Source organism: Candidatus Polarisedimenticolia bacterium (assembly GCA_036001465.1).
GTDB lineage: Bacteria > Acidobacteriota > Polarisedimenticolia > Gp22-AA2 > Gp22-AA2 > Gp22-AA3.
The window spans coordinates 31,388-44,387 of the sequence record DASYUH010000037.1 but is presented as its reverse complement, the minus strand read 5'-3'; the positions used below and the strand labels follow the sequence as shown (position 1 = coordinate 44,387).

General features: G+C 70.1%; 4 protein-coding genes. 1 reads left to right on the top strand and 3 read right to left on the bottom strand.

Translation table 11 applies throughout. The features are described from left to right. Positions 1-128: 128 nt before the first annotated feature. Entirely contained in the window at positions 129-596 is a 468-nt protein-coding gene (locus VGV60_07510) for a hypothetical protein (GenBank protein ID HEV8701102.1), read from the top strand. 33 nt (positions 597-629) lie between these two features. On the opposite strand, the gene VGV60_07505 is transcribed toward VGV60_07510, so the two are convergent. The 3 genes from VGV60_07505 to VGV60_07495 are packed head-to-tail and all read right to left on the bottom strand — an operon-like array spanning position 630 to position 12,905. Further along, positions 630-4,034 carry a chitobiase/beta-hexosaminidase C-terminal domain-containing protein gene (locus tag VGV60_07505; GenBank protein ID HEV8701101.1) on the bottom strand — a complete coding sequence of 1,135 codons (3,405 nt, stop codon included), beginning with the start codon at positions 4,032-4,034 and terminating at the stop codon, positions 630-632. Further along, positions 4,031-7,006 carry a hypothetical protein gene (locus VGV60_07500; GenBank protein HEV8701100.1) on the bottom strand — a complete coding sequence of 992 codons (2,976 nt, stop codon included), beginning with the start codon at positions 7,004-7,006 and terminating at the stop codon, positions 4,031-4,033. Before VGV60_07500 ends, VGV60_07505 begins: the two co-directional genes overlap by 4 nt. Continuing rightward, on the bottom strand, positions 6,981-12,905 hold the full coding sequence (locus VGV60_07495) for an integrin alpha (GenBank protein ID HEV8701099.1): 5,925 nt from the start codon (positions 12,903-12,905) through the stop codon (positions 6,981-6,983). The genes VGV60_07500 and VGV60_07495 overlap by 26 nt, the downstream gene beginning before the upstream one ends. Positions 12,906-13,000: the final 95 nt, after the last annotated feature.

Below are 13,000 nucleotides of genomic sequence, written 5' to 3'. Positions count from 1 at the left end.
CTTCCGCGCCTGTCATGCATGCGCCGCCGGCGCGCCGTTGGCTTGACCGCGGACCTCGAGCCGCCTACGATGCGCGCGCCGACGGGCACCGCCGTTCACCCGGCCCGATCCACCAGGAGGACTCGATCATGAGAAAGGTCGCATCCCTGCTCGCAGCCTGCGTCCTGTGCACCGCCGCCGCGGCCGCCCCGCCGGCCGGCGAGTCCCCCTACGGAGGGCTCTCCCCCATCGGCGGCCGGATCTACCACGTCGAGTACCTGCGCGCCTTCCCCGGCAAGTCGGACGACTACGACCGGTTCGTGAAGACCGTGTTCCGACCGATGCTCGACGCCATGGTGGCGCGCGGCATCTGGCAGAAATACTTCTTCCTGACGGTCCCCTATCACGGCGTCGCGCCGTGCAGCGACTACACCCACGTGTTCGTGGCGCAGCTGCGCAATTTCGCCGCGCTGGACGACGAGCAGCGGGCCTGGGCCGAAGTGCAGAAGAAGCTCCACCCGGACGAGGCGGAGCGCCGCCGCCTGTTCGAGGAGGACCTGCCCGGAATCCGGGAGATGGTGCGCGAGGAATTCCTTCAGGACTTCGACTGGAAATAGCCTGGGAGCCTGTCCGAATGCCCGGACAGGCTCCTACGGACACGCCAGGATGACCCGCTCGCTGCCGTCCGAGCGGCGCCCGTAGCTCCCCATGCCGCAGGCGTTGTCGCCGCGGAGGAGGTAGTAGAAGCCCTGTCCCCGCGCCGGGAGCTCGGTGTCGGTGGTCGTGAGCGGCGGGCTCGCGAAATCGTTCCGCAGGCAGGCGGCGCCGGCGAACTCGCTCCCGGCTGGCTGGCCGCCGTGCAGATCCGAGAGGGGCCCGCGGACCAGGTCGTACACCGTGGCCGGACCCGACGCCCCGGCCAGCGAAGTCCAGGCGAGCGTCGCCTGGTCGAGGAACGAGAGGGTCAGGGAGGATTCCCCCGGGGCGGACCACAGGGTCGGATCGAGCGGCCGGCAGTCGGCGAAGTCGTCGAGCGGATCGTTGTCGTCGTTCGGATCGCAGGCGTCCCCCAGGAGATCGCCGTCGAAGTCCTGCTGCCCCGCGTTCGCGACCAGCGGGCAGTTGTCGAACGCGTCGGCGATGCCGTCGGCGTCGCCGTCGCGACGGTAGGTGGCCTGGACCGCCGACGAGTCGTTCAGGAACGGGTCGCGCGCGAAGAAGGAGACGACCGTATCCATGGTGAGGACGATGACGACGCTGTTCGGTCCGCTGAAGGTGCCACTCCCGCCCGGGAGCGGTATCGATCCGTCGAGAGTGTAGTAGATCGTCGCCGGCTCGTCGGAACGGAGCGTGACGCTCAGGACACCCGTGAACAGGGATCCGGCGGGTGACGCCGTGACCACGGGCGGCCTCAAGTCCGGCAGGAGGAACTCACCGGCGTCCGCCTCGAGTTGCGCCAGGGCCGTGGGGTCGCCGGACGCACGAACGATGCGATACACCAGCTCGGCTATCCGCGCGTCCAGGTTGGCGAGGGCCGCCGGATCTCCGTTGGCCTCGTCGAGCGCCGCCGCCAGGACGCCCACGCCGGCGCGCAGGTTGACGAGTGCCGCCGCGGTGACCTGCGGCCCGGCCATGAGGGAGGCGGCCCGTTGCCCGGGCTCGAGGCCCTCGACGGCGGCCAGGGACGCCGCTCCTCCCGCAGCCGCTCCTCCGTCCCCCGCCATGGCCCGCGCCTCCTCCACGGCCCGCGCCACCTGCTCGGCGCCAGCGGTGATGTCGGCCAGGGCCGCGAGATCGCCCGCACGCTCCGCGACGACGTCGGCGACGATGCCGCGGTAGAACCCCCCCGAGGCGAAGGCGTCCCCGGTCTCGTAGACGGCCTCCTCGGCTCGCGCCACGATCCGTCCGTAGATGGAGAGGGTGGTTGCGGCGGCCGCGTTCGCAGCCCCGACCAGGACGGAAGGATCCGCCGGCGGGTCGGCGAGGGCCGCGAGGAGATCGTCATCGAGCGGCGCTCCGTCGAGCGCCTTGGTCATAGCCTCGTCGCTCGTCCCGAAGTAGCCGTCGGCCAGGGGCGTCGGGACGGCCCGGACGATGTCCTCCGCGAAGGCGACCCAGTCGCCGTAGGTCGGGTTGAGCGGATCCTCGGCCGCTTCCAGAAGCGTCGCACCCAGGAGCCCCAGATGCGTCGCGTGCCGCAGGACCTCGGCCTGCCGGCCCGTCAGGCCCCGGCCTCGCTGCCCGAGGATCAGATCGTTGCGCGCGTACAGTCCGTCCGGAGCGAGCGGGCCGGAACCGTCGGGATCGAAGTCATGATCCTCCGCGCCGGGGAAATTGCCGAGCGGCGGCCGGTCGACGTCGGCGATCGGGATGCCCGTGTAGTCCAGAGCCAGCGCGGGAAGGGGCGTCTCGATCGCGTGCTCCAGCATCTGGAGCATGGCCGAGGCGCGGGCATCGACGGCGATCCCCGGCCTGTCGATGACGTACTGCAGCGCCATGGCGTACTTCATGAACCAGTCGTCGGCGCCGATGAACTCGCCGTCGGCGAAGATACGGCGCGGCAGCAGGGACGACCAGGCGAAGAACGGCACCAGGCGGTGGAGCACCACCCGGGGCTCCCCCTGGTCCGCTATCCTCAAGATGAGATCCGCCTCGCCCCGCGTCGGCACCTGGCTGAATATCCCGTTCGCGCCGGTCGCCGGCCTCGGGGCGGGCGGGTCGGGCGGCGGGACCGGCAGGAGGAGAAGGTCGGAGCCGCGGGGGGAGAGCGTCTCGACCTGCGAGCCGGCGAGCGGGATGCCGTCCGGCCGCGCGGCCGTCCCCGAGAAGCGGACCTGGCGCATCTCCGCTCCCGGGGGCGGGATCGATTCGCCGCAGGACGGATTGCTCCCCAGCCGCATCTCCTCGAAATCGCTCCATCCGTCGAGATCGCAGTCGACGTCCGCGTCCGCCACCAGCGGATCGAAGCAGTGATCGGGCTCGAACTCCGCCAGATCGCAGGCTCCCGGCCGGCGGCAGAAGCGCACGCAGCGACCCGCTTCCCAGATGTCGATCAGGCCGTCCCCGTCGGTGTCGGCGTTCTTCGCCTGGACCACCTCGTAGGTCTCGGTCACGATGGGGCTCGCGGGCCTCGCCGCCTCGGTCGCCTGGAACTTCAGGGTCCGCAGCGCCTGGCAGCTCCCGGCCGCGTCGCACGGCATGACGTAGATCGGAGTGGCGGGATTGAAGATCGGCGAGGCCCCGCCGGGATCGCTGCCGTCCGTCGTGTACCGGATCGTCGCCGTCGGCGAATTCGAGGCCAGGACGACGGCCTGCGTCGCCACGTAGCGTCCCCCCTTCGGGTTCGCTTCGACGGTCAGGAACTCCGGCCCCGGGACGTCGACCAGGTGGACGCGCGAGCCTGCCGGTGCGACGGAGTTCGTGGTCACGCGGAACGGGACGCCTTCGCCGAGGCCGACATGCATCGCCCCCTCCGGCGCGGCCTCCAGGAGCTCGAGTGGCGCCGGAAGCGGGTCCGGCTCGCTGAAGATCTCGATGAAGGCGGAGATCCCGTCCCAGTCGTAGTGGTGCAGCGTGACCTCGCCCGAGGGATTGATCCCCTCGTACACCTTCAGCTTGATGATCCCTCCCAGGATCTCGAGCTTCAGGAAGTAGACCTGGCTGTTCGGAAGCCCGACGTTCATGAACTGGCGCGTCGTGAACCGGGCGCCGTCGTATCTCAGGACGGCGAGCCGGCTCTGGCGGGAGTCCCCCGGGGAGACCAGGACCTCGTAGGCCACCACGACGAGCGGATTGCTCACCCCCGCGGCGACCGCCACCGGATCCTGGATGGCCCAGAAGCGGCCACCCCAGTCGCCGATCGTGCCGCCGGCCGGATCGGGCAGGGCGTACGAGTCGGTGCGGGTGAACATCCCGCTGCCGCTCGGGTTCTCGAAATGGATCTGCAGGACAGAATGCAACGGGCCCTGCGCCACGGCGGGCCAGGCGGTGGCGACGGCCGCGACCACAAACCCTGCGGCGAGAGCGAGCCTCTTCAACGCCTGCGACCTCTTCATGGAACGACGACCTCCGCCGGCGGGCTGCCGTAGACCGTATCGATCTCCCCCTCGTTCCGCTTTCTCGGGTCCGCGGTGGCCGTCACCTCCGGGTCGACGGTGGGGGGTGGGTCGCTGAAGCCGAGAACCGTGTAGCGGTACGTCCCCGAAGGGATCCCGGCGCCGGGGATCCCGTAGTCCCGCCAGCAAGCGGGCCGGACCGCCCCGACACCTCCCCGCAGATCCTCGAGCGCCCCCTCGCAGTCGCTGCAATCGAGTTCATCGCCGAGCGCCGGGCCGCCCCTGTCGTAGGCGTCGACGTCGAGACGGGGGCTGCGCTGCTGGAAACCGTCTGGCCGGTCGCCGTCGGACTCGACGCGGGCCCGGAAGACGGCGACATGCTTCGGATGGCTCCCGACCGCCCCGCCCGGGAATGGCTGCCCCCGGTCCCAGCAGAGCGCCACGTAGTCGGTCGGGGCGTTCACGAAGACCGCGGCCAGAGGGAAGGCGGAAGGCGACGGACGGGCCGGCCACGTCAGGGCGTCCGGGTCGGGATCCGGAGGGAGGGGCCCGGCGATCGCCGGCTCGCTCAGGACGCCGGCGACGTCGATCGCGTAGATCTCGACCACCGCGTCCTCCTCCAGGGCGAGTCCGCTCAGCGTGCGCCCGAATTGCTTGGCGACGGGGTCCCAGCTCAGCAGGGGCCCCAGGTCCTCCTTGTCGGCCAGGATCTGGGTCGCGTTTCTCGTGATGATCCGGTACGGAGAGGGGGGTCCCCCGGAGCCGTCCACGTCCATCCCAATCATCGCCTCGCTGGCGAGGGCGTTGTTGTCGGGGAGGATCTCGAACAGCAGGGCCGAGAAGCGGTCGCCGGCCTTTCCGACCCGCAGCAGGAAGCCGACCAGCGCCTCGGCTCCCGGAGCGTGCCACTGGATCTGCCAGTCGCCGTCCGCCTGGAGGACGGAGCGGACGATCGTCGACCTGGGCGGCGGCGCGGTCCCCTGCAGGTAGGCGGGAACGGCGGGATTCACGGAGACCCCGATGTTCGCGTCGCGGTCGAGGGCACGGAGCCGGTATTCGAGCTTCTGGGAGACCCGGGTACGGAACTGCTCATGCGCGTCCCAGGCGGTGTCCGCCGGGCCGGTGAGAAACGCCTCCTCCACGGGGCGGAAATCCTTTCCCTTCGCCCCCCGGTACAGCCGGACGCTCATCGTGTCGGCATCCATGGGCGGCGGCCCGGCCGCTCTCACTTCGTAGCCCCAGTCATCGCAGGAGCGCGGGAACATGCCGATGCTCCCTCCGGCGAGGCACCAGGCATCGTCGTTCGGATCGGCTGGGGGACAGACGGTGTGGCTGGGATCGCACGGCCAGCAACGGATGCAGGGCAACTCGTGGCTGCCGGTTGCAGGGGGACAGGTCGGCCCCGGTTTGCAGAACGGCACAACGTAGTTGATGGTCGGAGGCGTCTCGTCATACACGACGCCGCGCACAGGGGCGGAATAGGGGCTCTCGTTGGCGGGGTTGTCGCACGCCGGAGTGTCGAGGGCCGTGACCGCGTACCAGTAGATCTTCCCCCGGTTGAAGCTGCTCGCCGGCTGGGAATCGGTGCACGACGTCAGCGGCGCAGCAACCGAACAGACCACGCAGGGATTGAGCGACGGGTCGACGGCGCAGAGTGTCGGGTCCGGAGGCGGCTTGAGGAGCGACTTGAAGTCGGTGAAGCGGTAGACGCGGTAGGTCGCGGTGTCGTCGATGTACCGGGTGCCGCCGTCCAGCGTGACCGGGTCGTTCGTGTTGGGCGCCCACGAAACTTTGATGCCGGCGCTCGAAGGACTCAGGACCTGCGCCTTGACCTCGCGCACCTGCCGCGGAACCCCCAGATCGGGGGCGCAGGCCTCTCGGACCTCGCTCGGAGTTCCCCCCTGACCCAGCAGGTTGCGGGGCACGAGCCAGTAGCAGTATTTCTGCCCCTTGGCCAAGGGAGGGATCGCCTCGTTGGAGCCGTCGTCGACGAAGAAGAAGTCGAGCATCTTCTTCGGATCCGGCGGCGCCGAGATCGCCAGGACCGGCCATTGGTTCACCTGGAAGACTCCCGCCGGCGGCAGCGGGGGGCAGGGGTCGAGGGGGGGCTTGTCGGAGCGCAGGATGTTGTAGCCGAAGCCCGGCGGCTCGGTCTCTCGGCCGACGGGCGATGCGGCGCGGTTCGGCTTCCACGTCAGGTAGATCTTCCCGTCGCCGAACTCGCCGCCGTCGAGCTCCCCGTCACCGTCCACGTCGATGTCCCCGTCGGCGGGATCGGGGAAGTTGCCTCGCGGAGGAAGATCGATGTCGGCCATGCGCACCGCATCCAGGCCCTCGGGTTGCGGCAGCATCGTGTCGGTCCCCGCCAGGGCCCAGACCTTGCCGAGGCGCTCGACCGCCGCTCCGGTGCCGGGATCGATCCCCCACAGCTCGTAGAGGTAGCGCGTGCCGACGACGACGGCGGTGTCCAGGTAGGCCACGCCTTCGGTGATGGAGACGCCGTAGTTGGCGTTGACGAGCATCCGGTACTGCATCTTCGAGGCGGGATCGGACAGGCCTCGCAGGGCCAGGAGCCGCGCCGACAGCGCCGGCCCGAGCTCGGGCTCAAGGGCCAGCATCAGATCGTCGCGGATCGCGGAGCCGGGCGGGAAGACCGCCTCGATCGCGAGCTGATCGTCGATGCGCGCCACGGTCGCCAGGTCGGCGAGCGCCGGTTTGAAGTCGGCCCGCCGCTTCAGGAGATAGGTGGCGTAGGGAGACGGACCCTCGGTCACCACCCAGAGGAGGAGCACCTTGGGCGCCGCCGCTCCGCCGCCGACGGTGGCGGAGAACAGGAAGCGTCCGCCGGCCCGGGGTGGCTCCGCCCGTGAGGCGACCGGAAGGAGGGCCGCGCCGAGCAGGGCGAGCGCCGGCGCCAGGAGCCTCGCCGCACGCCGCGTACGGGATCTAAGGACCGCTGCAGTCGGGGCCATTGAGATCTCCATCGATCGTGCCGCTCTGCGAATCGGTGCTGAACTCACCGTCCATGACGCAGGAGAGGCACCAGTCGTCGTTCAGGACGTCCCGGCGGGTGTCCCAGTCGTTCGGCTCGCACCACCCGACACCGCCGGCCAGGAACCCGTATCCGCCGAGATGCCAGACGTCGTCGGTCAGCCCTCCCAGGAGGGTCAGGTCGGCCCGCGCCGTGACGGCACAGACGAGCGAGCCCGTCGCATAGGCTCGGATCTTGGCGCCGAACGTCGGGCCCTCCTCGAAGAGCCAGAAGGCCGCCCCGCCTCCCGCGTTCAGGCGGTACGGGACGCACTCCGGTCCGCCCATCACCGGGAAGCTGGCCTCCGCCCGCGCGTAGATCCCGGTGAGCGTGTCGAGCCCTTCGAGGACCTCGCCGACCTCCGGGTCGATCCGCTGGATCGGCGCGATGTCCACCGACTTGCCGAGGAAGAACCCGCCGGAGGCGGTCACCGCCTTGTACTTGCCGCGCCCCATGCCGGCGAGGTAGTAGTAGTCGTCGCCGGAGACGTCCTTGTCGGGGTCCCCCATCCCCAGGCAGAAGCCGAGCTCGTCGAACTCCACCTCGCCGAACTTCACGCCCGAGAGATCGATCTCTCCGTCGAAGCCCCAGACCCGGAAACGATCCGGCTCGGCGAAGGTGGGAGGATCGAAGCGGAACGTGGCCTGCACCGTCTTCGCCCGCACGCCGTCGATGGCCCAGCCGAGATCGACGTTGTGCGCCCCGACGGTCACGTCCGCCGTGTCCTCGGCGCCGAACTCGTCCTCGGTGTTGGCGGTGTGGCTGTTGAAGTTCACGAACCCCTTGAAGTTCAGGAAGCCGAGGATGTCGACGTCGGCGTCGATGTTGAGGGTGTCGATGGCGAAGTCCCTGGCGACCGAGGCGCCCTGGCCCAGCCGGAACGCTCCCGGCCCCGACAGGTTGAGGACCTTGAACGGCTGCTGGGCGACGCTCGCCACGTCCCGGATGCCGTTGATGACCCCCTTCACGCGGCCCGCGGCCCGCACCACATCGGCCGGCAGGAGGTCGCTCACGGCATCGCGCATCGCCCCCGCGGCGTAGGAGCGCAGATTGAAGCTCGCCGGCAATCCCAGCCGGGCGGCCCCCGCCTTGAGGGCCGGCACCAGCTCGCCGGCGTCCGAGGGAATTTCCCCCGGCAGGTCGAGGTTTTCGAATTTCATCATGCCGTTCAGGAACCCCGTGCAGTCCGAGTCGCAGACGGACGGGTTCTCGGTCGCCTCGGTGTACAGGGCCAGATCGGACAGGAACCCAAGGTAGAGCTCCGGCCGCAGGCGCGGCAGGAACTCGTCGGGCGAAAAGTCGCCGAGGCTGGCATTGTCGCCGAACAGCTTGACCAGGGCCGGCAGCTTGAAGAACTTGAAATCGAGGACGCCGCTCTCGGAGACGAAGCGGGCGGCGGTGTCCCGGACGGAGCCGACATCGCGAATCGGCGGCATGTACTTCAGGTCGAAATCGAGATTCACGAGCCCCGCCAGGATCCTCCGGCTGACGTGCACCTTGTTGGCCACGCTGTCGAAAGCGCCGCAGTCTCCGAACGTATCGACGCCGCCCCCCTGGGTGACTCGGATGCAACTGTCCGGCGCATCGTAGAAGGGCACCAGGATCTCCCCGGTCACGTCGTAGCGCGGGGTGTCGGCGTCGATCACGGAGGGGGATGCGCCGGGCCCGCGACCCGCCCCCGCTCCTCCGCACGAAGGGTTCCTCGGCTCCAGGCTGGCGTGCATCAGGTCGATGTCGAACCCGTGGTCCTTCTCCAGCTTGTTGCGGATCGACCCGTGGCTCCCGGTCAGGATGATGTCGCTGCACGCCAGAGGCCCCTCCGGCTCGGGGGTGAAGTCCATCGGAACCATGTCCTCGAAGCGATCCGAGGCGGGCGGTGGCGGGTCGGGCACTCCGAGGATCTGGGATTGCAGATCGAGCGGCGCTTCCGCCGAGACCCGGAGGTAACGGAGCTGCTCGCAGAGGAGATCGGGGCAGTTGGCCGGGATCACCGGCGAGCAGGGACCGCCGGCGCAGTCGGCCACGTCCAGCCGCGCCGCTCGCGGGACGATGTCGGCCTGCCAGCAGGCCAGGACCTTGGGATCGCCCGCGTCGGCCATCTGGCCGAGGCCGTTCTCGCCCAGGTTGGCGCAGCCATCGACGGAGGTCGGCGAGCTGAAGGTGAATCGGACGTCGGAGGGGGAAGGGATGACGATGCTGTTCACCACAAGGCCGCTGCCGGCCGCCAAGGGAATGTTGTCCAGGATGGACGCTCCGAACCGCCCGAGCGTCATCCGGTATCCCATGTAGGGGAAGTCGACCCCCGGCAGCGCCAGGGTCCCGGCGTCGGCGATGCCGCTGACCCCCGAGCGGCGGACGTAGAGCTGCGTCCTGTCCGAGCTGGCGGTGAAGGAATGAGGGGAGGCCGGCGGGTCGGGGGGCGGACAGGTGGTGTCGATCCCGACCGTCCCCGCCGCCGCGGTCAGGTCGATGTTGAGCCCGGCATAGATTCCGGGCTCATCCGTGGGGCCACCTCCCTGCCTGGCGAGCAGGTGGTCCTGGACCGTCGGCTCCGTCACGCCGATCCGGGCCACCGTTCCCGGGGCGAAGAATGACAGCGAGTCCGGACCGAGCCCCCCGGCGAAGAAGCCACGCGGATCGCGCAGGTCCGGGTCGTCCCAGTTTCCCGTGTCTCCCCAGAACAGCTCGCTGAGGCCGGACAGCCCCGGCGGAGGGATGCGCAGCTCGCCGCCTGGCAGGAGCGTCCCGCCGATGAAGGCGAGGGAGATCGATCTCTGTCCCGTGCAGTCGTCATGGATCAGGTAGCCGTCCAACGCCGCTTCGGCGATCACGTCGCCGGTGTGAAGCGTCAGCGTCAGGGTGCCGGAGAGCGATCCGCCGCCCGGCTCGGTGTCCGTGAACTCGATGCTCGACCCGGCGCTCAGGCCGATGCTCGCCCCGGCCGGGAACAGGAGCGCGTACGTCGCCCCGGCCGGCGCCGAGGACAGGGTGGCGCGCAGGCCGCTCCGTACGAAATAAGGGGTGGCGGGCGAGTTCACGCTCCAGCCGAGGCCGAAGATGCCGTCGTTCGCGTCGTCCGCCGACCCGCAGGCGCCGGAGACATCGCAGCGCGTCTGCCCGGGCGCGATCTCCTCGCCTCTCTCCTTCTCCGGGAAGACGAGATCCGAGAGGCCGAGCTCCGCCCGGCTGCGGGTGAGGACGACCGAGGTGCCGGCCTGGGGCCTGATCTGGAACGGGTAGTCCTTCGGAGCGATGTAGAACAGGGCCGGATCCAGGGCGATCGAGATGGCGAAATCGAGGTCCTGCTCGAGAAGTACCGGCGGGAACGGCAGATCCTCGCCGCCAGCGCTCGTCAGGCTGTCCGGAAGCTTCAGCCACATCCCGAGCCTGGGCGGCCCCACGACCCCCGGGAGGCTCGCGGCCCCGGACGGACCGAGGGTGAAGGAGTGCAGGCGGATGTCGAGATCGTCGGCCGCCGGGAAGATGATCGGGTCGAGAGGCGCGGACACGGTCGCCGATCCCGCCACGACCCGGAACGCCGGCTTGCCATTCAGGGCGGTGTCCGCGGCGTCGCGCGTCACCGTGAGGGCGGCGAACGAGAACGATCTCGTGCAGGCGGCCGGCACGGCGCAGTTCCCCATCTTGACCGTGGCGGAGCCCGACACCAGGTACTGCGAGGCCGGCAGGTAGCCCACGGAAGAGTAGCCGGTCACGACCGCCTCGACCCGGCGCGGATCCCCCTTCGGCCCGAACTCCAGGTAGACGGGCGGATCGAATCCCAGGTAGACGAAGGCGCCCCCCTCGCTCAGTTCCGGGGCACGGTAGAAGGAGGCTCCGACGAGGACGTCGGCGTTGTCGTCGCCGTTCACGTCCCCGGCCGAGGCGACCGAAATCCCGAATTGGGCGCCGGCCTGGACGGTTGCAAACCAGTGGGCGTTGGTCGGAGTTCCATCCACCCCCAGGTCCGCGGCCGAGCCGTGCCAGAGGAACGCCTGCCCGCTATTGGCTCCCAGGGTATCGTCGTAGAAAGGTGCCCCCAGGATGACGTCGTCATACCCGTCGTCGTCCACGTCCCCCGCCGACGCCACCGAATAGCCGAGCTGGGCGTTCAGCTGGTTGCTCTGCACGGTCCAGGCGGCGGGTGCCGCCGGGACCAGGCCCCCCGGCGCACCGAGGTAGACGAAGGCTCTCCCTTCGTTCGTGTCGGCGTCGGGGACGTCGGCCTGGGGGGCGCCGACGATGAGGTCGCCGAAGCCGTCGCCGTTCACGTCCCCCGCCGACGCCACCGACCAGCCGTAGCGGTCGCCGTCCTCCCCCAGGGCGCTCCAGCTGGCGGTCCCGGGAATTCCCGGAATGGCCGGCCCGCCGGGAGAACCCTCCCACACGAAGGCCGCCCCCTTGTTGTCGCCGGCGACGGCGTCGAAGAGCGGGGCGCCGATCACGATGTCGGCGAAGGGACCGAAGTCCACATGGCCGGCCGAGGCCACCGAGTAGCCGAACTGCGCTCCCAACTGGTTGCTCTCGGCGATCCAGACAGGCCCCGGGGAGAGTCCGCCGGCCAGGCCACGGTAGAGAAATGCCCTCCCCTCGTCGTCGGTTCCGGCGGCCGGGGTCTCATAGAGCGGCGCGCCGACCAGAACCTCGTCGAACCCGTCGCCGTCGACATCCCCCGCCGAGGCCACCGACCAGCCGAACTGGGAGCTGTTCTGACCGCTCTCCGCCCCCCAATCGGCGTTGGTCGGGGTCCCGGGATCTCCAAGCCCCGCGAGGGAGCCATGCCAGACGAGCGCCAGCCCACGGTCGTTCCCCGCGACCGGCCCGATGTCATAGAACGGGACGCCGACGATGATGTCGTCGCAGCAGTCGCCGTTGACGTTCCCCGCCGACGCCACCGCCCGGCCGAGCTGCGCGTTGGCCTGGTTGCCCTCGGCGGTCCAGTCGGCGCTGGCGGACAGCCCCAGGACGGAGCCGTGGTAGACGAAGACCTTTCCTTCGTTGAGCTCGCCGCCGTCGTACATGTAGGCGCCCACGATGACGTCATCGAAGCCGTCGCCGTTGACGTCCCCGGCCGAGGCGACCGAGAGGCCGAGCTGGGCGCCCCCCTGGTTCCCCTCCGTGGTCCACGCGGGATTCGTGAGCAAGGGATCGATGGTGATCGGGTAGATCGCGCCGGAATCATCGACGTGCAGGCGGAGCCTGCCCGGACGCAGGTCCATGCCGGACGCGAGAGCCCGGCCGGCCGCGTCCCAGGCGGCGAGACCTCCATAGCGCAGCACCGGCCCCCCCGGGGCCGGAGTGAAGGCGACCGTGCCGCCGCCGTCCTCCATTCGGGTCGTCGCCTCACCGGGGAAGGCCATCTCGAGGACGATCGGCCCCGTTCCGCCCTCAGGAGCTTTTCCGACGGTGAACCCCTGCTCGATCCCTCTCGCGTCATTGAGATACCACTCGACGAGCGCCAGGGCCTCCCGGTGCAGTTCGATCCGGTCCGACGCGAGGATTGGCGGCGCATTCTCGACGGTCTCGAGAGCGCCGGCGCGGCCGAAGCGGCTCAGGCGCAGCCGGAACGCCCATCCGTCCCCGCCGCCGGCGGGCATCCGGACGGCGACCTCGAGGCCGTCCGCGCCGAGGCGCGACCTGAGGTTCTGGGCTCGGTTGGGTGCCGCCCAGGCTCCATCCCCGAGGGGGGAGAACCCGTACTCCGACCGGCGAATCTCCTCCTGGGCTCGCGTCAGCCAGTCTCCCGGGCGGAGGTCGGCGAGCGCACTCGATCGGGCGCCGAGGAACACGGCCACCGCGACGACCAGGGACGAGCGCTTGAGCCGGATGGATGTCTGGAACATTTCGATCTCCTGGTGACCCGCGAGTTCGGGGTCTCCGGGACAGCTTCTCGCCTCTTAGTCGCCGCAGGCGTGAAACGTCAGGAGGTATTACTCGA

What these genes read in the sequence shown, in the direction of transcription:
- VGV60_07510 (HEV8701102.1), top strand. Translation starts at nt 129, where the DNA reads ATGAGAAAGGTCGCATCCCTGCTCGCAGCCTGCGTCCTGTGCACCGCC.
- VGV60_07505 (HEV8701101.1), bottom strand. Translation starts at nt 4,034, where the DNA reads ATGAAGAGGTCGCAGGCGTTGAAGAGGCTCGCTCTCGCCGCAGGGTTT.
- VGV60_07500 (HEV8701100.1), bottom strand. Translation starts at nt 7,006, where the DNA reads ATGGCCCCGACTGCAGCGGTCCTTAGATCCCGTACGCGGCGTGCGGCG.
- VGV60_07495 (HEV8701099.1), bottom strand. Translation starts at nt 12,905, where the DNA reads ATGTTCCAGACATCCATCCGGCTCAAGCGCTCGTCCCTGGTCGTCGCG.